This window comes from Hymenobacter sp. UYAg731, assembly GCF_054061335.1.
This window is the reverse complement of the sequence record NZ_JBSSEC010000004.1, coordinates 130,291-155,027: the sequence shown is the minus strand read 5'-3', so window position 1 is coordinate 155,027 and position 24,737 is coordinate 130,291. Positions and strand designations below refer to the sequence as shown.

Annotated in this window: 25 protein-coding genes and 1 tRNA gene; 8 read left to right on the top strand and 18 right to left on the bottom strand. The window is 58.0% G+C overall.

Annotated features, from left to right (window positions below; genetic code table 11):
• Nucleotides 1-41: 41 nt before the first annotated feature.
• Entirely contained in the window at nucleotides 42-272 is a 231-nt protein-coding gene (locus ACVWYF_RS12695) for a CDGSH iron-sulfur domain-containing protein (protein ID WP_457068498.1), read from the bottom strand.
• A 118-nt stretch (nucleotides 273-390) separates the two neighbouring features.
• Nucleotides 391-918 carry an N-acetyltransferase family protein gene (locus ACVWYF_RS12690; protein ID WP_457068496.1) on the bottom strand — a complete coding sequence of 176 codons (528 nt, stop codon included), beginning with the start codon at nucleotides 916-918 and terminating at the stop codon, nucleotides 391-393.
• 118 nt (nucleotides 919-1,036) lie between these two features.
• On the opposite strand from ACVWYF_RS12690, the gene ACVWYF_RS12685 reads away from it, so the two are divergent.
• The gene (locus ACVWYF_RS12685; protein ID WP_457068494.1) at nucleotides 1,037-1,495 is read left to right on the top strand and encodes a hypothetical protein; all 459 of its coding nucleotides are present in this window, start codon (nucleotides 1,037-1,039) and stop codon (nucleotides 1,493-1,495) included.
• 91 nt (nucleotides 1,496-1,586) lie between these two features.
• Here ACVWYF_RS12685 and ACVWYF_RS12680 read toward each other — a convergent pair whose 3' ends face one another.
• Nucleotides 1,587-2,012 carry a hypothetical protein gene (locus ACVWYF_RS12680; RefSeq protein ID WP_457068492.1) on the bottom strand — a complete coding sequence of 142 codons (426 nt, stop codon included), beginning with the start codon at nucleotides 2,010-2,012 and terminating at the stop codon, nucleotides 1,587-1,589.
• Between the two features lie 126 nt (nucleotides 2,013-2,138).
• Between ACVWYF_RS12680 and ACVWYF_RS12675 the strand changes: the two genes are divergently transcribed.
• Complete coding sequence (locus ACVWYF_RS12675) at nucleotides 2,139-2,762, top strand: deoxynucleoside kinase (protein WP_457068490.1); 624 nt, start codon at nucleotides 2,139-2,141, stop codon at nucleotides 2,760-2,762.
• A gap of 170 nt (nucleotides 2,763-2,932) precedes the next feature.
• On the opposite strand, the gene ACVWYF_RS12670 is transcribed toward ACVWYF_RS12675, so the two are convergent.
• From ACVWYF_RS12670 to ACVWYF_RS12660, 3 genes are all read right to left on the bottom strand, one after another.
• Nucleotides 2,933-3,622 carry a DUF2461 domain-containing protein gene (locus ACVWYF_RS12670; protein WP_457068488.1) on the bottom strand — a complete coding sequence of 230 codons (690 nt, stop codon included), beginning with the start codon at nucleotides 3,620-3,622 and terminating at the stop codon, nucleotides 2,933-2,935.
• Between the two features lie 73 nt (nucleotides 3,623-3,695).
• Complete coding sequence (locus tag ACVWYF_RS12665) at nucleotides 3,696-4,520, bottom strand: MOSC domain-containing protein (RefSeq protein WP_457068486.1); 825 nt, start codon at nucleotides 4,518-4,520, stop codon at nucleotides 3,696-3,698.
• Nucleotides 4,521-4,575: 55 nt separating this feature from the next.
• A complete protein-coding gene (locus ACVWYF_RS12660) occupies nucleotides 4,576-5,094 on the bottom strand; it encodes a hypothetical protein (RefSeq protein WP_457068484.1) in 519 nt (172 codons plus the stop codon).
• 324 nt (nucleotides 5,095-5,418) lie between these two features.
• Between ACVWYF_RS12660 and ACVWYF_RS12655 the strand changes: the two genes are divergently transcribed.
• Nucleotides 5,419-5,491 (top strand) — tRNA-Lys (locus ACVWYF_RS12655).
• A gap of 230 nt (nucleotides 5,492-5,721) precedes the next feature.
• Here the strand turns inward: ACVWYF_RS12655 and ACVWYF_RS12650 are convergent.
• From ACVWYF_RS12650 to ACVWYF_RS12600, 11 genes are all read right to left on the bottom strand, one after another.
• Entirely contained in the window at nucleotides 5,722-6,666 is a 945-nt protein-coding gene (locus tag ACVWYF_RS12650; protein ID WP_457068482.1) for an N-acetylornithine carbamoyltransferase, read from the bottom strand.
• Between the two features lie 44 nt (nucleotides 6,667-6,710).
• Nucleotides 6,711-7,115, bottom strand: a complete 405-nt coding sequence (locus tag ACVWYF_RS12645) for a hypothetical protein (protein WP_457068480.1) — start codon at nucleotides 7,113-7,115, stop codon at nucleotides 6,711-6,713.
• Nucleotides 7,112-7,387 carry a hypothetical protein gene (locus ACVWYF_RS12640; RefSeq protein WP_457068478.1) on the bottom strand — a complete coding sequence of 92 codons (276 nt, stop codon included), beginning with the start codon at nucleotides 7,385-7,387 and terminating at the stop codon, nucleotides 7,112-7,114. The genes ACVWYF_RS12645 and ACVWYF_RS12640 overlap by 4 nt, the downstream gene beginning before the upstream one ends.
• A 34-nt stretch (nucleotides 7,388-7,421) precedes the next feature.
• Entirely contained in the window at nucleotides 7,422-10,652 is a 3,231-nt protein-coding gene (carB, locus tag ACVWYF_RS12635) for a carbamoyl-phosphate synthase (glutamine-hydrolyzing) large subunit (RefSeq protein WP_457068477.1), read from the bottom strand.
• A 94-nt stretch (nucleotides 10,653-10,746) separates the two neighbouring features.
• Nucleotides 10,747-11,037: a GIY-YIG nuclease family protein gene (locus ACVWYF_RS12630; protein WP_457068475.1), complete on the bottom strand. Its 291-nt coding sequence runs from the start codon at nucleotides 11,035-11,037 to the stop codon at nucleotides 10,747-10,749.
• A 45-nt stretch (nucleotides 11,038-11,082) separates the two neighbouring features.
• Nucleotides 11,083-11,499, bottom strand: a complete 417-nt coding sequence (locus ACVWYF_RS12625; protein ID WP_457068473.1) for an Imm50 family immunity protein — start codon at nucleotides 11,497-11,499, stop codon at nucleotides 11,083-11,085.
• Between the two features lie 93 nt (nucleotides 11,500-11,592).
• Nucleotides 11,593-12,672 (bottom strand): glutamine-hydrolyzing carbamoyl-phosphate synthase small subunit, encoded by a 1,080-nt coding sequence (gene carA, locus ACVWYF_RS12620; protein WP_457068471.1) that lies wholly within the window; start codon nucleotides 12,670-12,672, stop codon nucleotides 11,593-11,595.
• A gap of 122 nt (nucleotides 12,673-12,794) precedes the next feature.
• Nucleotides 12,795-13,937, bottom strand: coding sequence for an aspartate aminotransferase family protein (locus tag ACVWYF_RS12615; RefSeq protein ID WP_457068469.1), 1,143 nt, complete (start codon nucleotides 13,935-13,937; stop codon nucleotides 12,795-12,797).
• 527 nt (nucleotides 13,938-14,464) lie between these two features.
• Nucleotides 14,465-15,445: an N-acetyl-gamma-glutamyl-phosphate reductase gene (gene argC / locus ACVWYF_RS12610; protein ID WP_457068467.1), complete on the bottom strand. Its 981-nt coding sequence runs from the start codon at nucleotides 15,443-15,445 to the stop codon at nucleotides 14,465-14,467.
• On the bottom strand, nucleotides 15,435-16,625 hold the full coding sequence (argG, locus tag ACVWYF_RS12605) for an argininosuccinate synthase (RefSeq protein WP_457068465.1): 1,191 nt from the start codon (nucleotides 16,623-16,625) through the stop codon (nucleotides 15,435-15,437). Before argG ends, argC begins: the two co-directional genes overlap by 11 nt.
• A gap of 83 nt (nucleotides 16,626-16,708) precedes the next feature.
• Complete coding sequence (locus ACVWYF_RS12600; protein ID WP_457068463.1) at nucleotides 16,709-17,293, bottom strand: GNAT family N-acetyltransferase; 585 nt, start codon at nucleotides 17,291-17,293, stop codon at nucleotides 16,709-16,711.
• Between the two features lie 426 nt (nucleotides 17,294-17,719).
• On the opposite strand from ACVWYF_RS12600, the gene argB reads away from it, so the two are divergent.
• The 4 genes from argB to ACVWYF_RS12580 all read left to right on the top strand — a co-directional run bounded on the left by argB (nucleotide 17,720) and on the right by ACVWYF_RS12580 (nucleotide 23,286).
• Nucleotides 17,720-18,502, top strand: coding sequence for an acetylglutamate kinase (argB, locus tag ACVWYF_RS12595; RefSeq protein ID WP_457069707.1), 783 nt, complete (start codon nucleotides 17,720-17,722; stop codon nucleotides 18,500-18,502).
• Entirely contained in the window at nucleotides 18,490-19,557 is a 1,068-nt protein-coding gene (locus ACVWYF_RS12590) for a M20 family metallo-hydrolase (protein WP_457068461.1), read from the top strand. Before argB ends, ACVWYF_RS12590 begins: the two co-directional genes overlap by 13 nt.
• Nucleotides 19,558-19,572: 15 nt before the next feature.
• A complete protein-coding gene (gene argH / locus ACVWYF_RS12585; RefSeq protein WP_457068459.1) occupies nucleotides 19,573-20,874 on the top strand; it encodes an argininosuccinate lyase in 1,302 nt (433 codons plus the stop codon).
• A gap of 189 nt (nucleotides 20,875-21,063) precedes the next feature.
• Nucleotides 21,064-23,286: a TonB-dependent receptor gene (locus ACVWYF_RS12580; protein ID WP_457068457.1), complete on the top strand. Its 2,223-nt coding sequence runs from the start codon at nucleotides 21,064-21,066 to the stop codon at nucleotides 23,284-23,286.
• A 74-nt stretch (nucleotides 23,287-23,360) separates the two neighbouring features.
• Here ACVWYF_RS12580 and ACVWYF_RS12575 read toward each other — a convergent pair whose 3' ends face one another.
• Complete coding sequence (locus tag ACVWYF_RS12575; protein WP_457068455.1) at nucleotides 23,361-23,783, bottom strand: EamA family transporter; 423 nt, start codon at nucleotides 23,781-23,783, stop codon at nucleotides 23,361-23,363.
• Nucleotides 23,784-23,958: 175 nt separating this feature from the next.
• On the opposite strand from ACVWYF_RS12575, the gene ACVWYF_RS12570 reads away from it, so the two are divergent.
• Nucleotides 23,959-24,684, top strand: coding sequence for a PD-(D/E)XK nuclease-like domain-containing protein (locus tag ACVWYF_RS12570; RefSeq protein ID WP_457068453.1), 726 nt, complete (start codon nucleotides 23,959-23,961; stop codon nucleotides 24,682-24,684).
• Nucleotides 24,685-24,737: the final 53 nt, after the last annotated feature.

The window sequence follows — 24,737 nt, the reverse complement described above, 5'->3', positions numbered from 1 at the left end:
AATTGGTCAGCGGGCTTTTTCATTGCGACACGAATGCTGGACTACACGGCTGGCTTGGGCGCGGGCAGGTCAAACGCTGTAGCGTCGTGCTCGAAGTGGCCTTTGTGCGAGCCGTCGCAGAAGGGTTTCTGCTTGGACAGCCCGCAGCGACAGATGCTGATGCGCTCGCGGCCGCCGAGGCCGTAGGGCTGGCCCTGGGCATCCACGAGTTCAATGTTTTCGCCCTCTACGCGGAGGGAGCCATTGGAAAGGACGGTGAGTTTAGTAGCCATATTTTGAGGGTTGAGTTTTGAGGGTTGAATGTTAATTTATGGAAGATAGAAAGGTTGGGTTTTGAGGGGTGAATATTGAGTTGCCGAACGGAAAATTCACCCCTCAAAACCCAGCCCTTCAAAGCGCTTTTCGCATGATGTAGTCGTTCATAAAGTACGGGCCGATGGGCACGTCCACCTCGCTTTGGCGGGCAAAGCCGCGCCGCTCGTAGAAGGCAATGGCGGGGTTGTAGCGGTTCACGTTCAGGTCCAGGAACTGGCCGCCGGCAATGCGGGCGGCGTTTTCCACGGCCTCGATGAGATGCACGCCCAGGCCCTGGCCCTGGCGCGTGGGCAGCACGTATATCTTGTGCAGCTTGTAGCCGGGGCCGGGGCCGTCCTCGGCCGGCAGCGGGCCGAAGGAGGCAAAGCCGGCCGGCTCGCCTTCCACCCGCGCCAGCAGGAATACGTGGTGCTGCTCCTCCATCTGCCGTTTCAGGGCGGCCGGCGAGTATATCACCCGGTACATATATTCCAGTTGCTCCTCCGAAATGATGAAGCGGTAGGTAGGCTCCCAGGTAGCCTCGGCCAGCTGAATAATGGTCGGAATATCGTTGAGCGTGGCGGGCTCAATGCGCGGCGGCGCGGTAGGGGCGTCAGAAGTCATAAGCGGTAAAACACGAAATTGCGGCGAAAAAACCGAAACCGGCCCACCCGCCCTGATACGGTTGGCCCGTTCCTTGCGTTTAAGCCCGCAAACCTCCGTTTTTTTCTTCGTTCTGACCATGAAATCTACATTCGTTCTATTGCTCGCCGGCCTGCCCTTCGCCGGCCACGCCCAAGCCACCACACAGGCCGAGCTGCTGCGGCGCGGCGAACTCACCGGCTCCCGCCCCTCCACCACCGCCCGGAGCCAGGCCCGCCAGGCCCGCCAAGCCGCCACCACCGCTGCCGCCGACCCCGTGCAGCAGCACCTGCTGCAAACCGACGTGAACCTGGCCCAGGCCCGCGCCGACCAGCTTCCCAACCTCTACGAGCGGTTCATCACCACCACCCGCGACGAGAGCCGCGCCTGGACCTACGAGCAGTGGGACGCCGCCGGCCAGGTCCTGGCCCGTCTCAACGAGCGCTACGAGCAGGTCCGCACCACCCTGCCCCTCGAAGAACGCCTCCGCGTCCGTTCGTTTCAGGGCGAGTTTCACACCTTGCGCGGTGCCCGGCAGGTGAAGGACAAACTCGACTAAAACCTGTTCTCCCAACGAAGGAGGCATTTGGGAAAAACCGTTCAACAGATTTTCTCGGATTCCTCCTTCCTCGGAAAGGAATTAGCCTCCGCTACGTCGTTTCCAGCCAATGCTGCGCATCTTCTTCATTGGTAAACAGCGAAATCTGAATTTGACTCTGCACCGCTTCCACGAAAGTGTGGCTCACAATCTGGGCTTCCAGGTTGGGCGACAGGATGTAGGCGATGGCCCGCAGACCGACCGCCACGGCCATGGGCAGCCATTCGTATTCGAGCCAGGGCAGGGCCTCGCTCCAGTCGCCGCCGGTGTCGCGCTTGTCGTTGAGCACCCGCTGAAACGAGTGTTGCTCCAGCAGGCGCGTTCCTTCCCGCACTCCGCGGATTACTTCGGCGGCCGTGAGCTGGCCGTGCCAGCAGATGTAGAGGGACGCATGGTCCGGGAAAAAATAATATTCGGCCAACGGTGCCCCGTAGCCATCGGCCAGGGTGGTCAGCAGAACGGCTTCGGCGGTTAGCATGGCAGAGAGAGCAAGGTTACATACCAAACATACTACATAATACGTGCTTAAATGATTGAGCCAATGCGGGCCGCGCTGCTACCTTTGGGGTTCTGCTTTTCACTCGTCTTTATTCGTTCGTAGCGCATGCACATTGCCATCGTCGGCAACATTGGGGCCGGTAAAACCACGCTGGCCCATAAGTTGGCCCAGCATTTCCGTTGGGAAGTATTTCTGGAAGACGTGGACGACAATCCTTACCTCAAGGATTTTTACCACGATATGCCCCGGTGGGCTTTTCACCTGCAAGTCTATTTTCTCAACGGCCGCTTCCGTCAAACGCAGCACATCAAGGAGCTGCAAAAGGCTGGCAAAGGCATCATTCAGGACCGCACCATCTACGAAGATGCCCACATCTTCGCGGCCAACCTGCACCAGTCCGGTCTGCTCGAAACCCGCGACTACAACAACTACTACGCCCTGTTTGAGTCGATGGTGGACCTCGTAGCCCCGCCCGACCTGCTGCTCTACCTCCGCGCCGACCTGCCCAAGCTCATCGGCCAGATTGATAAGCGCGGCCGCGACTACGAAAACACCATCAGCATCGAGTACCTCAAAAACCTCAACGAGCACTACGAGAAGTGGATTGGCACCTACGATGCCGGCCGCAGCCTCATCATCGACGTGAACGAACTCGACTACGTGCGCAACCCGGAGGACCTGGGTACCATCATCGAGAAGATTGACAACACGCTGTACGGACTGTTTTAGGAGCTATTTCTGGCGCTGTAATGGCGCTAAAAAGAACGTCATACTGAACGCAGCCGAAGCATGTCTACCGCAGTAGTAACCCCTATCGATTGGATTAGCTGAACGGTAGAGATGCTTCAGCTGCGCTCAGCATGACGTTCTGTTTTGGTTCCTCACTCCGGCGCTGGTCATCATCCGCTCACAAGCGCCCCATTGAAAAAATCGACCAGCGGCCGGGCCGCCGCCATGCCCGCCACCACTTCATCCACGAAGCCGGAGGCCAGCACTTCGGCATCCGTGTAGAAGCGGCCCACCCCAAACGTCTTGAGCCGCAGCCAGGCCACATCCGGGTCGGTAGCAGCATAGCCGCGCGGCGGCCGGGTCAGCTGCGGCCCGGTGGTGTCGAGGCCGCTGGGGAAGTAGCGCAGCAGCTCCGGGGCCTGCCGCAGCCGGTGAAACTCGTCGCCGCTGTAGTGGATTTCCTGCCGGATGGCCGCCAGCAGCTCCGGGGTTGGCCACCAGGTGCCCGCCCCCAGCCAGCTGCGCCCCTCCGGCTGAATGGCCAGGAAATAGCCCGCCCGGGGCGCGTGGCGGCCCCCGCGCTTCAGGCCGGCCCCCATGCGGCGCTTGTAGGGCTCCGGGTCGCGCTGGCTCCGGTCGTTTTTGTGCAGCCGAAACAGCACATCGCTCGGCGTGAGGCTGGCCAAATCGGGGTCAGTAGCCGCAACGCGGTCCAGCACCTGACGCACCAGCTCGGTGCAGGCGGCGCGGGCGCGCTGGTAGTCGGGGCGGTGTTCGGCCATCCAGGCCGTGGTATTATTGGCCGCTAATTCAGCCAGAAAATTCAGCAGGTATTCCAGTTCCATAAAAAAGCCGGGCATTCGGCCCGGTTTTCTACCAACGCGCCTGCTGGGGCGGGAGTTGCAAAATTGCAGCCAGTGAATCCTACCGGTATTATTTCCGGCTGAGTACCGTCACGGCATCGCCCACGCGCAGGTGGCCCCGGCCCGGCCCGGTCACGTTCTGGCCAAATAGCGTGCTGTTCTCGGCCTTCCGGTAGGTGGCCAGCGTGCGCAGCGGCTCGCCCACCGGGCTTTTGAGGGCCGTGTCCTGGTCGATGGTGGTGAGCACGCACCGCCCGCAGCCCCGCACCGCCCGAAACGGCACCTCGCCAATCTGAAACTGCTCCCAGGCATCGTCCTCATACGCCGCCCCACCCCCAAACACGAGGTTGGGCCGAAACCGATTCATCGGTACCGGCTCGGCCAGGCGGGTATTCAGGTCGGCCAGCGCAGCCTCGCCGGTCAGCAGGAAAGGGTAGCCGTCGGCGAAGCTAACCAGCTGACCTTTGGGGTTGAACTCCGGCTCCACGTCGCGCCGCACCATGTCCGACATATATACCAGCCGGCAGGGGCGGCCCAGCGCCTCGGCCAGCCACTCATCGGCCTCGGGCGTGCCACGCCAGGCCCATAGAATATCGTCCCACACCGTCACAAACAGGGTGCAGTCAGGCGTGGCCTCGAACGGGATGAACAACGGCAGCAAATCGGGCCGCTGGCGGTGCGAAATCAGGAAGCCGTTGTAGGCCGGGGCCACCGCCAGCAGGGCCAGCTCCGGCTGCTGCCGCTGCGTCATGAAACGGTTACGCTCGTCCACCAGCAGCCAGCGGCGGTCGTGGCGCAGGCCACGGGCCGTCACCTCGGCTTCGGCCACGGCGTACCCGCCGAGGGATTTGACAGGGTACAGGTACAGGCCGGTGAGGGAAAGGAGAGCAGACATAGCCACAAAAGTACCGGCCCCGCCGCAACTGCGCCGCCCGCTGGCTCCGGGAAGGTTATTCTACCACCAGCAAATCGGCGGCCCGCACAAAAGCCACGCGCTGCTGCCACTGCACCCGGTACCAGATGTCCTGGCGGCCCAGCACGGGCAGCCGGTCGCCCATAGCGGCCGTGCTCAGCCATGTGGACCCTGCGGCCGGCCCGTCCATCAGCGCTGCCCCCGAGCGCGCCACCAGCCCCGTCGGCATCGGCCGCAGAAAATGCAGGTAGGCTCCCATTAGTGCGATGTATCCGGCATAGCCCAGCCATGCCCCGCGCGGGCTCCGGCGCCACAGCAGCACGATGGCCCCCGCCACCGCCCCCGCCAACAATAACTGCAGGCCCGGGTAGAAATAGCGCTGCACCTGCACCCGCAGCTCCTGCTGCCAGGTAGCGGGGTAGCCCACCAGCCGGTGCTGGGTGGCCAGAGCCACCAGCTGCCGCCACGTGCGCACCCTGGGCTGCCGCGCCTGCGCCATGCTCAGGTAGAGCAGTGCCGCCGGGTAGTGCTCCAGCTGCTGCTGCGCGTAAGCCATTTTAAGCAACAATTCCGGTGACACCCGGCGTTTTTGCCATACCTGCTGCCGATAATCGGGAAAAGCAGTCTCGTATTGCCCCGCCGCAAAAAGTGAATCGGCTTGGCGCAGGTCTGTAGTCGATGCCAAAGCTGCTGTTGGGAATTTTTTTTTTGTGGGCAAATTTGCACTCAAGGCGCAGATAGGCAGGAAGATTAAGAGGAGAAAAAGGGTTCGCACAGCAATGAGGGTGACTTTTTTTTAAAGTCAGGGTTGTGTAGTTCCGAATGCTATAGTACTTTTGTACCACCAAAGAAGGAAACGCCCTTCCAAAGTAAAGGTACCGATTCTGTAGCTCAGCTGGTAGAGCAGTACACTTTTAATGTACGGGTCCTGGGTTCGAATCCCAGCGGGATCACAGCAAAAAGCCTCATTCTGGAAACAGGATGGGGCTTTTTCATTGGCGTGGGTCCAGCTACCACTGCTTCGGGGAGAAGGATTTTTCGTGCGCCGGCCGGCGTATGAAAAGGCCCACAGCCATTAAGCTTGAGCTAATGGGCATGGGCCCTGACTTGGACTAATAGCAGATTGCTGCCCGCCAGCTAACCGTTTTCCCGACAACGGCTACTGTCGGCCGCCGCGCTTCTGCTACTTCAGCAACTCGTGCAGTACTGTTTGCATCGAGAACGTGCGGTTGCCGGCTTCCCGTACGATGAGGGAATTGGGCGAATCGAGCACGGCATCACTCACCACCACGTTGCGGCGCACGGGCAGGCAGTGCATAAACTTGCCGTTGTCGGTGAGGGCCATGTGGGTTTCGCTCACCATCCAGGCGGGGTCGGAGCTGAGGATTTGGCCGTAGTCGCGGTAGCTGCTCCAGTTCTTGGCGTAGATGTAGTCGGCCCCCTCGAAGGCTTTCTTTTGGTCGTACTCGATGCGGGCGCCCTTGGTGAACTGCTCGGCCAACTCGTAGCCTTCGGGGTGGGTGATGACGAAATCCACCCAGTCGATTTCCGAGAACCAGTCGGCGAAGGAGTTGGGCACGCACTGGGGCAAGGCGCGCACATGCGGAGCCCAGGTGAGCACCACTTTCACGCGCTCCTTTTGCTTGGTTTCGGCCACCGTAATCAGGTCGGCGAACGACTGCAGCGGGTGCAGAGTGGCGCTTTCCAGGCTAATGACGGGCACGGTAGCGTATTGCAGAATTTTATTGAACACGACTTCGCCATAGTCCTCGGCCTTGTCCTTGAGGGTAGGAAACGTGCGCACGCCCAGCACGTCGCAATACTGGCTCATCACGGCGATGGCGTCCTTGATGTGCTCCTGGGTGCCGCCGTTCATCACCGCGCCATCGGCCATTTCCAGGGTCCAGGAGTCGGCTCCGGCATTGAGTACCCAGGCTTGCGCGCCCAGGTTATAGGCCGCCTTGATGGAGCTGAGCCGGGTGCGCAGGCTGGGATTGAAGAAGATGAGGCCGACGGTTTTGTTGCGCCCGATGTGCTGGTAGCCGTAGGGATTGGCCTTGATTTCCAGGGCTTGCTGCAACAGGGCTTTGTAGTCGCCCGCATCGGCGAAGGAGGTAAAGTTTTTCATAATGAGGTGTAGCGTGGACTCTGATGGTCCGCGAGTTGCTTATGTTAAACTGGCTCTGGGTATTTTTCTGTAATTAACGCGCAGTCATAAACCTTGTCATTCAAGTCAATTAAGAGGGGTTTGCACTGAATGTCAATTACGTCGATTCTGTCGCCAATTAGTTTAATAGAAAGCTTGTATGCTTTTACTGCTTCGGCCGGAATTCCTTCTTTTTGCAATAATTCCAGGAATTGCGCCCGTAATCCTTGCAGTGAATTTGTAACCTCATCAACTGGCGCGAATCCAGAAATAGATGCGTTCAAAACGTCAATCTCAATGGCAGATAAACCGCTTTTTAAAGCGAGTCTATGCAAGTACGTGCTCGCATACATTTCACCTATATGGCCGAGCGTACTCAAGAAAGAATGCGCTGCATTATGCCCGACCGATTTGAGATTTTTGAGTTTCATACATTTCCGATTGTCAATTCAAGCCCATCATATAGCGGAAAAAGATGATAGCCGCAGTGCTCCGTAAAAACGGCTACTTCTCGAAAATCAGGGGCTTCAATTACAAAAGCGTATCTGAATTCGACGTGTGAATCATCTTCAAACCGAATACTAACGGTGGTTTCTAACGGAAAATCAGAAGCACTAAGCTTGTCGGGCCTAATGCTTCCTTTGGCAATTAGATACTCTTGAAGCTTCAATTTCCAGCGCTCTGGCAAATCTGTGCTTTGCATAATGTTGAACTATACGCGGACTGCAAAGTCTGCGCTACATCGTACGATACTCGTTCCAGCTCTTAATTTTCAAATCCTTCATCCCCAGCGTACAAAACGCCTTAATAAAGGCCTTCGCCAACCGCGCATTCGTCAGCAGCGGCACGCCGGAATCCACGGCGGTGCGGCGGATTTTGTAGTCGTTATCTAGCTCGCCTTTGGAGAGGTTTTTCGGGATGTTGATGACGAGGTCGATTTTCTTTTCCTTTAAATACGTCAGGACGTTGGGCTCTTGCATGTCATCGGGCCAGAAGAGGAGGCTGGATGGCACGTTGTTTTCGGCGAAGAAGCGGTGCGTGCCCTGGGTGGCGTAAATCTGGTAGCCGCGCTTCACCAGCAGCTCGGTGGCGGAGAGCAGCGCTACTTTCGACTGGATGGGACCGCCGGAAATAAGCACCGTTTTCGCGGGGATTTTGTAGCCCACGCTCAGCATCGATTTCAGCAGGGCTTCCTCGGCGGTATCGCCCAGGCAACCGACTTCGCCGGTGCTCACCATGTCGACGCGCATCACCGGGTCGGCGCCGGGCAGGCGGGTGAAGGAGAACTGCGGGGCCTTCACGCCCACGAAAGGCAGGTCGTACACTCGCTCGCTTTCATCGCGGGCTACCTGCTTGCCCAGCAGCACTTGGGTGGCCTTTTTGATGAGGTTGTTGCCCGAGATTTTCGACACGAAGGGGTAGCTGCGCGAGGCGCGCAGGTTACACTCAATCACGCTGATAGCCCCGTTTTTTTCCAGAAACTGGATGTTGAACGGGCCGCTGATTTCGTAGCGTTTGGCTATCTTTTCGGCGATGATTTTTAGCTTGCGGATGGTGCCCACGTACACCCGTTGGGGCGGGTAGTACATGGTGGCGTCGCCGGAATGCACGCCGGCAAACTCGACGTGCTCGGAAATGGCGTAGCTCACGATTTCGCCCTTGTCGGCCACCGCGTCCAGCTCGATTTCCTTGGCTTCCTGCATGAATTCGGACACTACTACCGGGTATTCGGCGCTCACTTCCTTGGCGGCTTTCAGGAATTCTTCCAGCTCGAAGGCGTTGGAAACTACGTTCATGGCCGCGCCCGACAGCACGTAGCTCGGCCGTATGAGCACCGGGTAGCCCACTTCGCGCACAAACTCGTTCATGGCCTCCAGCGAGGTCAGCTCCTTCCAGCGCGGCTGGGCAATGCCCAGCTCGTCCATGATGCTGCTGAACTTGTGGCGGTTCTCAGCTTCGTCAATGTGCGCGGCTGTGGTGCCCAGAATGGGCGCGTGGGCCTCTTCGAGGCGCATGGCTAAGTTGTTGGGAATCTGGCCGCCGGTGCTCAGAATTACGCCGCCGGGCTGCTCAAAATCCAGAATGTCCATCACCCGCTCGAAGCTTAGCTCCTCAAAGTAGAGCCGGTCGCTCACGTCGTAGTCGGTCGAAACGGTTTCGGGGTTGTAGTTGATGAGGATGGTTTTGTAGCCCTCTTCGGCGGCCGTTTGCACGGCCTGCACGCCGCACCAGTCGAACTCGACCGACGAGCCGATACGGTATACGCCCGAGCCCAGCACTACGATGGACTTCGCGGTTTCGCGGGCCAGGTCGTTTTCGGTGCCGTGGTAGGTGGTGTAGAGGTAGTTGGTTTTGGCCGGGAATTCGGCGGCCAGCGTGTCAATCTGCTTCACCACCGGCAGCACGCCCAAAGCCTTGCGGCGGGCGCGCACGCGCAGCTCGTCGGCCTTCACGTCGCCCTCGCCCAGCAGCTGCACGGCAATCTGCTGGTCCGAAAAACCGGCTTTCTTCACCTCGCGCAGCAGCTTGGTTTCCAGCGAATCCAAGCCCGTGGCGCGGCCGGCGGCCAGCTGCTGGCCCAGCTCGAAAATGGTGAACAGGCGCTGCAAAAACCAGTGGTCAATCTTGGTCAATTGATGCACCTGCTCCAGCGTGTAGCCGGCCTCGAAGGCGCTGTTGATGGCGAAAATGCGCTCCTCATTGGGCTCACTCAGGAGCTTATCGATGGTATCTTTTTCGATATTTTCGGGCCGGTTGGCCACGAAGCCGCGCTTGCCGGTATCGAGCATCCGCAGGCCCTTCTGAATGGCTTCCTCGAACGATTTTCCGATGGCCATTACCTCGCCCACGCTCTTCATGGCCGAGCCAATCTGGCGGTTCACGCCCGAGAATTTGCCCAGGTCCCAGCGCGGCAGCTTCACCACCACGTAGTCGAGGGCGGGCTCGAAAAAGGCCGAAGTCGTCTGCGTGACGCTGTTTTTCAGCTCGGCCAGCGAGTAGCCCAAACTCAGCTTGGCGGCCACGAAAGCCAGCGGGTAGCCCGTCGCTTTCGAGGCCAGCGCCGACGAGCGCGAGAGGCGCGCATTCACCTCAATCACGCGGTAATCTTCGGAAACGGGGTCGAGGGCGTACTGAATGTTGCACTCGCCCACGATGCCCAGGTGCCGGATGGTTTTGATGCCGATGGTGCGCAGCTTGTGGTACTCGCGGTTGCTCAGCGTTTGGGACGGGGCCACCACGATGCTCTCGCCGGTGTGGATGCCGATGGGGTCGAAGTTCTCCATGTTGCAGACCGTGATGCAGTTATCAAACTGGTCGCGCACTACTTCGTACTCCACTTCCTTCCAGCCCTTCAGCGATTCTTCCACCAGAATCTGGTCCGACGTCGTGAAAGCCTGCCGGGCCAGGGCCCGCAGCTCGTCCATGTTGTTGGCGAAGCCGCTGCCCAGCCCGCCCAGCGCAAACGCGGCCCGCACGATGATGGGGAAGCCGATGGTTTCGCCGGCGGCCAGGGCCTCGGCCATGCTGGTGCAGGCCACGCTGCGGGCCGAGAGTACCCCAATCTGGTCGAGCTTAACCTTGAAAATCTCCCGGTCCTCGGTGTCGATGATGCTTTGCACGGGCGTGCCCAGCACCTGCACGTTGTACTGCTCAAACACGCCGGCGCGGTACAGGGCCACGGCGCAGTTCAGGGCCGTTTGGCCGCCAAAGGCCACCAGAATGCCATCGGGCCGCTCTTTTTTGATGACCTCCTCCACGAAGTAGGGCGTCACGGGCAGGAAGTACACGTCGTCGGCCATGCCGTCGGAGGTCTGCACGGTGGCAATGTTGGGGTTGATGAGGATGGTGCGGATGCCTTCCTCCTTCAGCGCCTTGAGGGCCTGCGAGCCGGAATAATCGAACTCCCCGGCCTCGCCAATTTTCAGCGCGCCGGAACCAAGGATGAGTACTTTGTTGGGTTTGTTCATTCTAAGGGTACTGTTCTTTTTGAACGGCTTGACCGTCATGTTGAGCGGAGCGCAGCAGAGTCGAAACATCTCTACCGCTTCGTTGAAGGAGTAATCAGCCTTCCCAGGTTTCTAAATCAATAGCTTTCCAAGTTGGATTAAACGTGGTAATCAATGCGTCTTTCTTCCGCCGCGTCCAGCCTTTCAGTTGCTTCTCTCTTGCTATGGCCTGCGTTGCATCGGGTGCTATTTCAAAGTATACCAGCAAATCAGCCTGATACCGTCCGGTGAATTTTCCGGCGTCACCCCGGCCGTTGCTGTGCTCGTAAAGTCGTCGCGTGAGGTCGTTGGTGACACCGATATATAAAACAGTTTGGGTTTGATTGGTCAGGATGTAGACGTACATGCTGATGGACTTTAGAACGTTACGCTGAGCGAAGCATAAGCATTTCTACCGCTTCGTTGGCGTAAGGCTTAACACCAATGCTTCTTCAGCGACTATTGCGAATTCCACTCCAGTGGAGGAATTGACTATGCACTCAATATCGCCTCTACACTCTCCGAACTCCAAATCGAGAATGACGTTTTGGCTACTAAAGGAGTCAAACTTCATTTCTTTTATCCCAATAAGTTGAAGTTCAACATCACAATGCTTTGTAAGCGTGTGATTGTAAAAACCACTTTCATCTTTCTCCTTCGTTATTTCAAAAACTGCTACTACAAAAGTGACTGAATACCGTCCGGTTGGGTGAGTTTTAAAAGTCACTTTGGTAATTTTAGAGTCGAGAAAATCCGGCCAATAACTGAAATGTTGAAAAACAATTTCGGCGTTAATTATTCTGCGAATTGCTCGTATTTCACTTTCCATAGCGCATAATTGAATAAAGGTGCAACGAAGCGGTAGAGATGCTTCGACTTCGCTGCGCTCCGCTCAGCATGACGTTCTGATTTTGTCGTTCTGCTATCTACCAGCCTTATACTTCACCACCGCTTTCAAAAAGTCATCAAACAGAAACTCCGTATCCTCCGGCCCGCCGGCGGCTTCGGGGTGAAACTGCGTGGAGAAGAACGGCTTGGATGTGTGCTTGATGCCTTCGCAGGTGCCGTCGTTCAGGTTCTCGAACAGCATCTGCCACTCGGCGGGTAGCGTTTCGGTGTCCACCGCGAAGCCGTGGTTCTGGCTGGTGATGTAGCAGCGCTGGGTGCCGGTGAGTTTCACGGGCTGGTTGTGGCTGCGGTGGCCGTATTTCAGCTTGAAGGTATCGCCGCCTGCCGCCAGGCCCATGAGCTGGCTGCCCAGACAGATGCCGAAAATGGGCTTGTCCTGGGCCAGGGCCTTTTGCAGGTGTTGGATGGTGGCCTCGCACATTTTGGGGTCGCCGGGGCCGTTGCTCAGGAACAGGCCGTCGTAGTCGAGGGTCGTGAAATCGTAATCCCAGGGCACGCGAATCAGCTCTACGTCGCGCTCCAGGAAGCAGCGGATGATGTTGGTTTTGGTACCGCAGTCCACGAGCACGATTTTGTGCCGGCCACTGCCGAAGTGCTGTACGCCGGGCTGGCTCACCTGCGCCACCAGGTTATCGAGGTTGGGGTCGTGGAAGGGTACGTCGGTTTCGGCCACAATTTTGCCCAGCATCGCACCTTTCTCGCGCAGCTTCTTAGTGAGCATCCGGGTATCGACGCCGAAAATGCCGGGGATGTTGTACTCCTTGAGCCAGTCGCCGAGGCTCTTGGCAGCGTTCCAGTGGCTGTGCTCCTCGGAGTAGTAATTCACCACCAGCCCGGCAATGTGAATTTTGTCGGACTCGAAAATCCTGGAAATCGACTCGTATAGCTCCTCGCCGGGCACGCCGTAGTTGCCCACCATGGGGGTGGTGAGCACTAGAATCTGGCCGGCGAAGGACGGGTCGGTGAGGTTTTCGGGGTAGCCGGTCATGGCCGTGCTAAATACTACTTCGCCCGCGGCGGAGGTGAACGCGCCGAAGGATTCGCCCTCGATGGAGGTGCCGTCTTCGAGGGTTATGGTTACTGTTTGAGACATCTATCGATATTAGGAAATGTAGAGATGCAATATTTTGCGTCTCAATCGTTGCTGACGTTGTTTAAGCCGCGTCGTCGTTATGGCACAAGCCGTTCAACGACGAGACGCAAAATATTGCGTCTCTACATCGTTCTGACTACTACCGGCACCAGCGCATATAGCGCCTCCAAAAACCGGTCAACCTCCGCCCGCGTGATATTCAGCGGCGGCAGCAGCCGGAGCACCGTAGGGTCCGAAGCGTTGCCTACAAAAATGTGGAATTCCGACAGCAGTTTGTCGCGGATTGCCTTGATGGGGAAGTCATATTTGATGCCCACCATTAGGCCCCGGCCGCGAATTTCTTCGGCCCCGGCGTGGGCCAGCAGCTCTGTGAGCAGGTAGTTGCCCAGCTCAGTGGCGTGGGCCAGCAGGTGCTCGTCCTCGATGACTTCGAGCACGGCCAGCGCGGCGGCGCAGGCTAGGTGGTTGCCGCCGAAGGTGGTGCCCAGCAGGCCGTAGGAGGCTTGCAGCGACGGCGAAATCAGGATGCCGCCGATGGGAAAGCCGTTGCCCATGCCCTTGGCAACGGAAATGATATCGGGCCGGATGCCGGCGTGCTGGTGGGCGAAAAATTTGCCGCTGCGGCCGTAGCCGCTCTGCACCTCGTCAGCAATCAGCAAGGTGTTGTGCGCGCCGCACAGCAGCGACAGGCCCTGCAGAAACTCATCGGAGGGCCTGATGATGCCGCCCACGCCCTGAATCGGCTCGATGATGACGGCGCACACGTCGCCGCCGCGCAGAATTTCGGCCACCGCTTGCAGGTCGTAATCGACGAAGGAAATGGCGTGGTCAGCGTTGAAGGGGGCCACGATTTTGGGGTTGTCGGTGGCGGCTACCGCGCCCGAGGTGCGGCCGTGAAACGCGCCCCGGAAGGCAATGACCCGCTTTTTACCGGTGTGGAACGAGGCCAGCTTCAGCGCATTTTCGTTGGCCTCTGCCCCGGAGTTGCACAGAAACAATGAGTAATCCGGGTAGCCCGACACACGGCCCAGCTTCTCGGCCAGCTCGCGCTGAATCGGAATCTGCACCGAGTTGGAGTAGAAACCGATGTTTTGCAGCTGCTCAGTGAGGCGCTGCACGTAGTGCGGGTGGCTGTGGCCGATGGAAATAACGGCGTGGCCACCGTAGAAATCCAGGTATTCCTGGCCTTGGTCGTCCCACAGCTTAGCACCGAGCGCCCGCACGGGCGTGATGTTGACGAGGGGATAAACGTTGAAGAGGTCCATGTGAAATAGAAGTCAGATGTTAGAGCTTAGAACTCAGAAAAAGAACGTCATGCTGAGCTTGTCGAAGCATCTTGGCTGGATAATATTCTAAGTAGTAGGCGTAGCATAAGGAAACTCATTTAACTAGTCGCTACGTAAGTAAAACCAGCACCCAAAATACCAAGTACAAGCAGAATTATTCCTAGCCACATATTCGCATAGCCAACATCCCTTTTCTTTGAGTCGCCCTGTTTACTAGCCAGTTTAAATCCGTTTCGTGTGAAGTAAAGTCCAATTATGCTACAGGGTAGAATTGCAAGGAAGGCGAGGGGTATAAAGGAGTCCCATAGAAACCCGAACAGCATAAATCCAAGCGGTATCAAGTAACTATAAGTGGCTTTTTTATAATATTTTACAATATCCGCTCTAGTACTTCCTGCTTGTGCTATTGGTGCCATATTGACAAAAAGTAAGTTGTTGATAAATGACAATTCACTATTTAACGAAGCGGTAGAGATGCTTCGATAAGCTCAGCATGACGTTCCGGTTTAGAAGAACGAAGCCTTACTCATCAAACCCGTCGTTTCCGGCAGCCCAAACAGCAAGTTCATATTCTGCACTGCCTGGCCCGACGCGCCTTTCACCAGATTATCAATCACCGAGGTAATTAATAATTGCTTGCCCTGCTTTTGCACGTGCAGCAGGCATTTGTTGGTATTCACCACCTGCTTGAGGTGAATTTCCTTGTCCGAAACCGTGGTAAACGGCGCGCCGGAATAAAACTGCTTATACAGTTCCCGCGCCTCGTCCTGCGTCAAATCCGAGGGCGTGTAGACGCTGGCAAAAATGCCCCGCGCGAAATTGCCGCGGTAGGGGATGAAGTGCATCTCGGCATTTGATTGCGGCTGCAGCTGCGCCAGACTCTCGCCGATTTCGCCGAGGTGCTGGTGCGTGAAGGGCTTGTAGATGGACACGTTGTTGGTGCGCCACGAGAAATGCACCGTTTCCGACAGGCCCTGGCCCGCGCCGGTCGAGCCGGTGATGGCCGAAACGTGGATGTCGTCGGTGAGCCGGCCGGCCTTCGCCAGCGGCAGCAGCGCCAGCTGAATGGCTGTGGCAAAGCAGCCGGGATTAGCAATGCTCTGGGCCTGCTGGATGCGGCTTTTGTTCAGCTCCGGCAGGCCGTACACGAACTCGCGGCCTGCAAACTCGGCATCGGCCGTCAGGCGGAAGTCGTTGCTCAGGTCGATAACGTGGGTGGTTTCGGGCAGGGTGTTTTTGTGCAGCCAGGCTTTGGAATTGCCGTGGCCCAGGCACAGAAACACCACGTCCTCGTCGCCGGCCAGCTCGGCGGCGAAGGTCAGGTCGGTTTCGCCTACCAAGTCGTCGTGGACCTGATGCACCGGGTTGCCCGCGTTCGACGAACTCACGATGCCGCCCAGCTCCACAAACTCGTGGTGCAGCAGAATGCGAATCAACTCGCCGGCCGTGTAGCCGGCCCCACCCACGATGCCGGCCTTAATTTTCATCGTGCAGGCTGGCGCTAATCTTCAGCTGGTTGCCGAAAATCTTGATAAAACCCTTCGCATCGCGGGCATCCCAGGCGTTGTTTTCCTCGCCGTAGGTGGCCACCTTCGACTGCATCATATCATACTTTGATTCGATGCCGAGCAAGTCGAACTGATACGGCTTGAGCTGCACGAACACCTTGCCCGAAACGTGCTGCTGCGACGATTCCAGGAAGGCTTCCATGTCGCGCATCACCGGGTCGAGGTACTGCGCCTCGTGCAGCAGCGTGCCATACCAGTTGGCGATGTAGTCCTTATGCAGCAGCTGCCAGCGAGTGCTGGTATGCTTCTCCAACAAATGGTGCGCCTTGATGAGGATGAGCGGCGCGGGCGCCTCAAACCCCACGCGGCCCTTGATGCCCAGAATGGTATCGCCCACGTGCGTGTCGCGGCCGATGGCGAAGGCCGCGCCCAGCTCGTTCAGCTTCTGAATAAGCTCGATGGGGGCCATCGTTTCGCCATTTAGCGCCACCGGCTCGCCTTTTTCGAAGGTGATTTCCATGCGCTCCGAATCCTGCCGCTGCAATTGCGAGGGGTAGGCGCTTTCGGGCAAAGCCTCGTGCGAAGTTAGCGTTTCCACGCCGCCCACGCTGGTACCCCAGATGCCCTTGTTAATGGAATACTTTGCCTTCTCCCAGCTCATTTCGAAGCCCTGTTTTTGCAGGTATTCAATCTCGGCCTGGCGCGACAGTTTCAGGTCGCGGATGGGCGTCAGAATTTCCGTTTTGGGCGAAATGACCGAAAAAGCCACATCGAAACGCACCTGGTCGTTGCCGGCCCCGGTGCTGCCGTGTACAATGTAGTCGGCCTCGTTGGCGCGGGCATACTCGGCAATGGCCAGCGACTGAAACATGCGCTCGGCGCTCACGCTCAGTGGGTAGGTGTCGTTTTTCAGCACGTTGCCGAACAGCAAGTAGCGCAGGCAATTCTGGTAAAAGCGCGTGGTCACGTCAATTACCTCGTGCTTCACCGAGCCCAATTCATAAGCGCGCTTCTCAATAGCAGTTAATTCTTCGGCCGTGAAGCCACCAGAATTGACAATGACGGTATGCACTTCCAGGTCAAGGTCGCGCGACAGATATACGGCGCAAAACGAGGTGTCGAGGCCGCCGCTATAGGCGAGAATGGCTTTTTTCTTCATTTTTAGTGAGGTAAGCTTTTGCTTGCCGTTACATTAAATGGGTAATTCGAAACACGGCAAGCTAAAGCTTACCGCACAAAATTCTAGGCGTCGGAATCAGTGGCGGCAACATTAAAATCAGGCACCTGCAGCTGCACCAGTTGCTTCTCAGGCGTATCGTAGAGCATGCCGGTGCAGAGGCACAGCTTGCGCTCGTTCTCCATCAGGATGCTGTAGTTTTTGCAGCTTTTGCAGCCTTTCCAGAAGTCTTCGCTGGTGGTCAGCTCCGAGAACGTGACGGGCTCATAGCCGAGGTCGGTGTTGATTTTCATCACGGCCAAGCTGGTTGTGATGCCGAAAATCTTAGCCTGCGGGTACTTGCTGCGCGACAGCTCAAACACGGCCTGCTTGATGGCCTTGCCCACGCCGCCCTTGCGGATTTCTGCGTTCACAATCAGGCCCGAGTTGACGACAAAGGTCTTGTCGTCAAACGTTTCGATGTAGCAGAAGCCCGCCAACTCGTCATCGACGAAGGCGATAATGCCGTCGCCGCTGGCCATTTTGGTGGCCACATAGGCCGGCTCGCGCTTGGCGATGCCGGTGCCGCGCGTTTTGGCCGACTCGACGTACCACTGGCATAATTGTTCAGCGTACTGAGCATCCGCTGAAGTTGCAACCCGAATTGTCATTGATTATAAAATACTTAGGGATAGATGCGCGGCTGTCCGGACCATCCGTTTCGTGCGGATAATTCCTGCTAAAGCCCAAACCTGTCTGTAAGTTGAGCGGATACTAGCCCGGCTCAAAGGGGCTGGCCAAGGGGCCAACATGCGGCTGCTGAAGCCGCTAGGGTCGTCGCACCAGCGCACAGGCCGTTTTGCACACGCCGGCTACACCCGGCCAGGCGGCAGGGGCGAGCATCGAAGACGTGGAAACGGAGAGAGGCATGGCGAAAACTAAGTCCTGAGTCGATTCGCCGCTTCAACGAAGCAGCGAACCAAGTGGTTCAATTCTGCAGCAAAGGTAAAAGCCCCTACTTTTGCCTGCAACATTTCCCGTGGTTTTTTTGAAATGGCGCTGGCCCAACGCCGGGTTTGCGCGTATGTGAAGCAGTGATGAAGCCCGAATTAAAAATATTTAAAATTGGCGGCGGTATAATTGATAGCGAGGCCGACTTGTTGGAATTCGTGCGCTTGTTTTCCGAAATAAGCGGCCCAAAAATTCTCGTGCATGGTGGCGGCAAAGGGGCCAGCGAAATGATGGCTAGTCTGGGCATTGCACCGCGTATGATAAATGGCCGCCGCATCACCGATGCCGTGACGCTGGACATTGTGACCATGTTTTACGCCGGTAAAACCAACAAGCAGCTGGTGGCCGCATTGCAAAGTCGGGGCGTCAACGCCCTGGGCCTCAGCGGGGCTGATGGAAATGTGATTCAGGCCACGAAACGTCCCGTGCGCGATGTGGACTATGGGTTCGTGGGCGATTTGAGCGAAGCCAGCGTTGATGCCGAGCTAATTCATCAGTTCCTGAGCATTGGTCTGATGCCGGTGTTCTGTGCCATAAACCATGATGGCCACGGCCAATTATTAAATACGAATGCGGATACTATTGCGGCATCCGTAGCCAAAGCATTGAGTGGTAAATACGCGGTAGCCCTCCATTTTTGCTTCGAGAAACGAGGCGTATTAGTCGATGTTACCGACGATAATTCAGTGATTGAGAAAATTACGCTTGCCAATTATGGTGAACTGAAGGAAAGCGGCATAATTGCCGATGGAATGCTGCCCAAACTCGAAAACGCATTTGATGCCCTGCAGTTTGGCGTGGATAAAGTCATTATCGAACACGCCTTGCACATCAACGAGGAATTGAAAACGACGCTATGGCTGAATTAATTGAGCAACTAAGCAATGATGCCGTTGACTTATTAATCCGGCTAATTAAAACGCCTTCGTTTTCGCGGGAAGAGGACGGGACGGCGACATTGATTGAGGCGTTTCTGGGGGCGCATGGCGTGGCGGCGCAACGCCAGCAGAACAACGTGTGGGCCGTTTCCCAGCACTTCGACGCAAACAAGCCGACGGTCTTGCTCAACTCGCACCACGACACGGTGAAGCCGGGTGCCGGCTGGAAATACGACCCTTTCGGAGCCGTGCTGGAAGGTGATAGATTGACAGGTCTTGGCAGTAATGATGCCGGGGCATCGGCGGTGAGTTTGCTGGCGACGTTCCTGTATTTTCAAGACAAGGTAAATGCGTTTAATTTAATCTGCGCCATTACAGCCGAGGAGGAAATTTCGGGCGTAAATGGCATCCGTAGCGTGCTGCCAGAATTCGATAAAATCGACCTGGGAATTGTGGGTGAGCCTACGGGAATGAACCTCGCCATCGCCGAAAAAGGCCTGATTGTGCTGGACTGCACTGCGCACGGCAAAACCGGCCACGCTGCCCGCGACGAGGGCGAAAATGCCCTTTATAAGGCCTTGGATGATATTCAATGGCTTCGAGGCCTCTGCTTTCCGAAGGTTTCGACGCTGCTGGGACCGGTGAAAACGACGGTGACGCAGTTGAGCGCGGGGACGCAGCATAACGTGGTACCCGACCGCTGCCAGTTTGTGATTGATGTGCGGACAAACGAGCTGTACCAGAACCAGGAAATTGTTGATTTCCTGCGTGAGAAGTTGCAATCGGAAATTGTGCCGCGCTCTACACATCTGAATTCCTCACGGATTAGCGAAAATCATCCGCTGGTGAAAAAAGGCGTGTTAATGGGAAAGATGATTTACGGCTCGCCTACGCTGTCGGACCAGTCAATGATGCCTTTTGAAACCCTGAAAATGGGGCCGGGCGAAAGTGCCCGCTCACATACGCCGAATGAGTTTAGTCTGGTGAGCGAAATACGAGCGGGTATTCGGGATTACATTGAGCTGCTGACTGATTTTAGATTTTAATTACCGGAGTACGCTATGAAAATTTGGGAAAAAGGCTTTTCGGTCAACGATACCATCGAAAAATTCACTGTGGGCCAGGACCGGGTGCTGGATATGCACCTCGCGCCGTTCGATATGCGGGCTTCAAAAGCGCAGGCTAATATGCTGGCTAAGGTTGGATTGATTTCGGAAACGGAACGACAACAACTCGTTACGGGCCTGGATGAATTGCTGGCGCAGGTGGCGGCGGGTACGTTTCAGATTGAGGAGGGTTTTGAGGACGTGCATTCCAAAATCGAACATTACCTGACCGAAAAATTCGGTGATGCGGGCAAGAAAATTCACACGGCCCGCTCGCGAAACGACCAGGTTTTGACGGCTATGCAGCTGTTTCTGAAAGATTATACCGAGCAGATTTCGGCCAAAATAGTGGCATTGGTGGAAGTGCTGCTGCACAAGGCCGAGTCGCATAAAACCGACCTGCTGCCGGGCTACACGCACTTTCAGGCGGCAATGCCGAGCAGCTTCGGGCTGTGGTTTTCGGCGTATGCCGAGCATTTGCTGCTGGATTTGGCCCTGTTTGAGGCGGCGCATAAGGTGGCCGACCAGAACCCGCTGGGCTCGGGGGCGGGTTTCGGCAGTAGCTTTCCGATTGACCGGGAGATGACCACCCGGGAAATGGGTTTTGGCAGCGTGGCCGTGAGCAGCGTGGGCGCGCAGATGCTACGCGGCAAAACCGAGAAAACGCTGGCCTTTGCCATTGCGGGCGCGGCCGGCACGTTGGGCAAGCTGGCATATGATTTGGTGCTGTACAACAGCCAGGATTTGGGTTTCGTGAACCTGCCCAAGGAATTTACGACCGGGTCCAGCATCATGCCGCACAAGAAAAACCCCGATGTATTTGAGCTGGTGCGCGGCCACGCCAACCGCCTCCAGGCGCTGCCCAACGACATTATCCTGGCCACCAGCAACCTGCCCAGCGGCTACCACCGCGACTTCCAGTTGCTGAAGGAACTGCTGTTTGGGCCGATGATGCAGTTTGCTGATTTGCTGGATATCCTGCTGTTTGCGCTGCCCGAAATCAAGATAAAGCCCGGCGTGATTGAGCAGGCGAAATATGACCCGATATTTTCCGTTGAGAATATCAATCAATTAATTATTGCTGGCGTGCCGTTTCGCGATGCGTACCAGCAGGTGGGCCGCGCCGTGGAAGATGGCAGCTACGTGCCGCACCGCGAGTTTCAGACCACGCATCTGGGCAGTATTCACAACCTGGGGCTGGCCGAAATCGCGGCCAAGGTGAGGCAGTGGCATGAGGGAAGCGAACTGTTTAAATAAGCAGAAGAAACCTGTCGGTGAGGTGCCTTCGGCAGCGTTGGTGAATTCCTGTGCAACTCCGGTGCGGAAGTGTATTGGAGCTATTGTTTTTCGGCTAAATCGTGACAGATTCCGCACAGAATTGGGCTAATAACGCGCTGTACTTTTACAGATTATTCCGCAGGCAATTCTGGTATGGTTTCTCGATTTATGGTTTGGTGGTTTAGTAGCTGCTGGCTGGTGGTGCTGGTGGTGCTGGTGGCGGCTGGGTTGCCGACGGCTAGCTGTGCTCAGGCCCTGCATGTGCAGGTGCGCGACTCGCTGCGGCACGAGCCGCTGGTTGGAGCCAGTATATCGGTGCCAGGCTCAGGCATTGGAGCCGCCACTGATGCAACGGGCACGGCCGTACTCGCGCCGGCCCCGGCCGCTGGCACGCGCCTGCGCATCACGGCGCTGGGCTATCGGCCGCGCTTCGTGGCGGCTCCGGCGGCAGGAGTAGGGCTGGCGCTGCTACTCGCGCCGGGCGGTGTCGAAATCGAAGAAGAAGTGCTGGTGACGGCCACCCGCACCAACTCGCGCATCGAGGACCTGCCCACGCGGGTAGAAGTGCTCGGAGCCGAGGAAATGGAGGAGGAAAGCAGCATCAAGCCGGCCAGCATCGCCAGCCTGTTTGGCGACATCGCGGGCACTCAGATTCAGCCTACTTCGCCCACCACCGGCAACCTGGACCTGCGCCTGCAAGGCCTGCCGGGGCAGTACACCCAGATTTTGCGCGATGGCGTGCCGCTGTACGGTGGCTTCGCGGGCTCGTTCGGGCTGCTCACGGTGCCGCCGCTCGATTTGCGGCAGGTCGAATTAATTAAGGGCTCGAACTCGACGCTGTACGGCGGCGGGGCCATTGCCGGGCTGGTGAACTTGGTGAGCAAAACGCCTACGCTGGGTACGCCGCAGTACGCCGCCAGCCTCAACCAGACCACGTTGCGCGAAACCGATTTGAACGGTTTCGCGGCCCGGCGGGGGCGGCGCTGGGGCTATTCGGCCTTCGTGGGGCTCGTGAACCAGAAGGAAAAGGACGTGGACGGCGACGGCTTCGTGGATGTGCCCCGGGTGCGCAACCTCAACCTGCACCCGCGCCTGTTTTTCTACCCCAATGCCCACAGCCAGGTGGCGCTGGGCTACACCGGCACCCTGGAAAGCCGCCGTGCCGGCGACCTGGAGGTCCTCAAAAAGGGCTTCGACCCGGTGAGCGGCCACGTTTTTTTCGTCGATAACACCAGCCTGCGCAACACCGCCGACCTGCTCTATTCCAACGACAGCCTGGCCGGCGGTCACCTCACTCTCAAGGGCACCATCACGGATTTTATCCGCGATGTGAACACCAATTCCAACGCCTTCACCGCCTACCAGACCACCTATTACACCGAGGCCAGCTACCTGCACGCGGCCGGCCCGCGCCATACCGTAGTGGTGGGCCTGAATGCCAACGGTGAGCAGTTGGCGTCCTTCAACCGCAGCGCCACGCCGTTGCGCAGCCCCTACACCTACCACACGCTGGGCGCATTTGTGCAGGATGACTGGCGCTTAAACCCGCGCCTGAGCCTGCAAACGGGCCTGCGCCTCGACCACCACAACCAGTACGGCAGTTTCCTGCTGCCGCGCCTCGCGCTGCTGTTCCGGGCCAGCGCGGCCGTGACGGCCCGCCTCAACGGCGGCCTGGGCTACCGCGCCCCGGTGCCCTACATCAACAGCCTCGACGAGCGGGATTATCCCCTGGTGAAGGCCCTGCAAGGCGTGAGCGCCGAAACTTCCTTCGGCCTGAACGGCGACGTGAACTACCAGCGCACGTTTGATGGGTTTGACGAGCCGCTGGTGCTGAGCCTCAACCAGTCTTTCTTCTACACCCGCCTCAGCAATCCGCTGGTGCTGAGTGGGCTGGGGTTCTCCGGGCCGTTTCAGGCTAATTACCTTACTTGGCAAAACGCGGCTGCGCCCCTTTCCACGCGTGGCCTCGAAACCTACGTGCGTCTGCGGGCCGACGAAACTGAGCTTTACCTGGGCTACGTGTTCACCGATGCCCGCCGGCAGTACGACGCCGCCAACCAGCACCTGCCGCTGGCCGCCCGGCACAAATTTGCGGCGGTGGGCCTGGTTGAATTCACCGAACAGTTCAGCGCTGGCCTCGAAGCCTCCTACATCGGCCAGCAATTTCTGTCCGATGGCCGCACCACTCCCGGCTACCCGCTGTTCGCGGCGCTGCTACGCTACCATACGGGCCGTTTCACCCTGGCGTTGAACGGCGAAAACCTGCTCGACTACCGCCAGACGCGCCGGGAAAAAGTAGTGCTCGCCCCATTGGATAACCCCGCTTTCCGCGAGCTGTGGGCCCCCGTGGAAGGCCGCGTATTCAACGTGTCGCTGACGTGGCGCATGTGAACATGATTAGTGGTTAACGATTAGTGGTTGATGATTGATGGAAAAACCATTAACCATTAATCGTTAACCACTAGCTACGCCCACACCAGCACTACGGTGCCGGCCAGAATCAGCCCCGCGCCCAGCGCCCCTTTCAGGCTAATGGTTTCACCCAGGAACGCCACCGCCAGCAGCATGGCCAGCGCCACGCTCAGCTTATCGACCGGGGCCACTTTGGTTACTGGTCCCAGCTTCAAGGCGCGGAAATAGCACAGCCATGAGGCCCCCGTGGCCACCCCCGACAGTACCAGAAACAGCCAGGTCCGCCCCGTGAGGGCCGGCAGCCCGGCCGTGGCCCCGCGCGCGATGGCGATGCCCCAGGCCAGCAGCAAAATTACCACCGTGCGGATGGCCGTGGCCAAATCCGAATCAACGCCCTTGATGCCAATTTTGGCAAAAATGGCGGTAAGGGCCGCAAACAGGGCCGAGAGCAGGGCGTAAGGAATCCAGGCAGCCATGAGGAAGGGAGTGAAATTGTCGCTAATGACGGTCCGGATGACCGTCGATTTCAGGGGTACGTAAGCCGACGCACCAGCGCTGAGAGCCGGGCAAAATCGCCGGGTGATGAAGCCATTTCGCGCATTTTTCTGTTACCTTTTCGACCCATCCTCTTTTCGACCCATCCCAAATCCTGTGCCCGAATCTGCCTCCTCCTTCCGCCGGCCCGACCTGCTGCGCCTCGACTACGACACCTACCGCGCCCTGCCGGCCATTGCCAATTCCGACCTCTCGCGCCTGCGCGATGCCCTTGATGGCCGCCCGCCCCGCCCTCAAACCAGCGCCAACGAAGGCGCCCTGAGTTTTGGCACCGCCTTCCATACCGCCCTGCTGGAGCCCGCCGACTACGTGCCCGGCCAGCCCGGCCTCAATGATACGCTGGTGTGGTGGCTGGTGGAGGGCGTGAAGCTCAACACTCACCTGGCCAGCCTACTGGAGCGCGGCACGCCCGAAGTGAGCGTACTCTTCACCGAGCCCGAAACCGATACGCTCTGCAAGCTGCGCGCCGACCTTGTGGTGGCTCATCCCGACGAGCCCTTCACCATTATCGACTTTAAAACCACCGGTGCCCGCGATGCCGACCACTTCCTCTGGCAGTGCTCGGCCTACGACTACGACCGACAGGCCGCCTTTTACACCGATGCCCTGCGCGCCGAGCGGTTCCTATTGGTAGGTGTGCAAAAAAACGAGCCCTTCGGCGTCTTCACCATCGAGGTGAGCGAGCAGATGCTGGCCGAGGGCCGCCAGAAATACCAGCGCCTCCTGCGCCTGCTGAAAGCGCCCGGCACCGCGCCCGCCTACCGCGCCGAAGCCGTGCAGGCTGCCGTGGATGCGCTGGGACAACATTCGGACGACGAATAGCTTGGCCCAAAGGCTGTTGTGTCTAAATCCCCGCCCGGTTCAGGCGGGGATTT